The following is a 1,554-nucleotide window of genomic DNA, read 5'->3' as shown; positions in this document are numbered from 1 at the left end:
TCTCTCAACGTGCTTCCGGAATTCGTTCGGATGCGGCCGGCCGAGCTTCGCTGCTGCTCTGTCGCGACGGCGGCGATCGAGGGTAAGGGGCCGGCCTGAGGCGTCTTTCGACGCGGCGGCGATCACACGAAGATAGTGTCCACTTGTTCGGTAATGGACACTTGCTGAGATGGAGGGAAGGGTACGCATGAAGCTGCACGAATACGCCAGCCATGACGCCACGGGGCTTGCGGAGCTGGTGCGCAGCGGCAAGGTTACGGCCGTGGAGCTCATCCGCCTCGCGCGCGAGGCACACGACCAGATCAACCCGACCATCAACGCCGTAATCGAGTTCTATGAGGACGCCGAAGCGGTATCCGGCTCCGACACCGGAACTTTCGCTGGGGTGCCCTTCCTGCGCAAGGACATAGGTGCGAGCGAGGCCGGCCGGCTCCAAGAACAGGGAAGCCGGCTCTTCAAGGGTTTTCGCTCCCCTGTAGAGGGCTATTTCATGCAACGTGCGCGCGCCGGCGGGCTGCGCATCGTGGGCCGCACCACCACCCCCGAATTGGGGGTGGGGATGGCGCGCATGAGCGAATCCTTGGCGAACGGAATCACGCGCAATCCGTGGCAGCTGGACCGCACGTCGGGCGGCTCATCCTCCGGGTCGGCGGCTGCCGTGGCGGCCGGCATCGTGCCGATCGCGCATGCCAGCGACAGCCTCGGGTCCACCCGAACCCCGGCGTCCTTCTGCGGCTTGGTCGGCTTGAATCCTTCGCGGGGCCGCATCTCGGGCGGTCCGGACCATCAGGATACCGGCTTAGCCTTGGGTCGCACCTTCGTGGTTTGCCGCAGCGTCCGAGACATGGCGGCGGGGCTCGATGTCTTCAGCGGCGCCTATCCAGGCGATCCGTTCGTCATCGCGCCGCCCGAGCGGCCCTACGTGGAGGAGCTCGGTCGCTCGACCGGCCGCCTGCGGGTCGGCGTGGCCACCTCGCCATGGGGCGAGAGGAAGGTCGAGCCGGATATCCGCGCGGCCGTCGAGCGCACCGCAAAATCCCTCGAGATGATGGGGCATCTCATCGAGGAGATGCCCTCGCCCTACGCCCTAGGCGACATGCGAACGGTCGAGGCCGGCGCCTGTGTCATGTGGATGGCCGCGCTCGATGACGCCGCACGAGCGCTCGGCCGCACAGTCGATGAGCAGACCGTGGACCCAGTCAATCTCGAATTCTACCGGGCGGCCAAGCGGCTGCCGCTCTCGTATGCCGCGGAGGTGTTCGAGGTCCAGCGCAAGGTCCGCGCCGACGTGGGCGAGGCGATCAAGGGCTTCGACATCCTGCTGACACCCACATTGCCGTGCACGGCACTTCCCCACAGCACCAACACGACGATCACTGAAGGGGTAACCATCGACCAGTTTCGCGATGCCAGCCAATCCCTCTATCAATTCCAAGGCGTCTTCAACATCACTGGTCAACCCTCGGTCTCGCTGCCTCTCTTCCAGGCTAGTGACGGCCTGCCCATCGGCATTCAGATCGTCGCTCGCTTCGGCGACGAGGCGACCCTGGTTCG

At 65.6% G+C, this 1,554-nt stretch carries 1 protein-coding gene; it reads left to right on the top strand.

Features of this window, described 5'->3' with window-relative positions; genetic code table 11:
- Positions 1-187: 187 nt before the first annotated feature.
- A partial coding sequence (locus tag O7A61_RS32145) for an amidase (RefSeq protein WP_337133165.1) occupies positions 188-1,554 on the top strand: 1,367 nt, incomplete at its 3' end.

Source organism: Mesorhizobium sp. Cs1321R2N1, from assembly GCF_037179725.1.
Lineage (GTDB): Bacteria > Pseudomonadota > Alphaproteobacteria > Rhizobiales > Rhizobiaceae > Mesorhizobium > Mesorhizobium salmacidum.
Note: the sequence above shows the minus strand (reverse complement) of the source record. Positions and strands in the feature narration are given on the sequence as shown.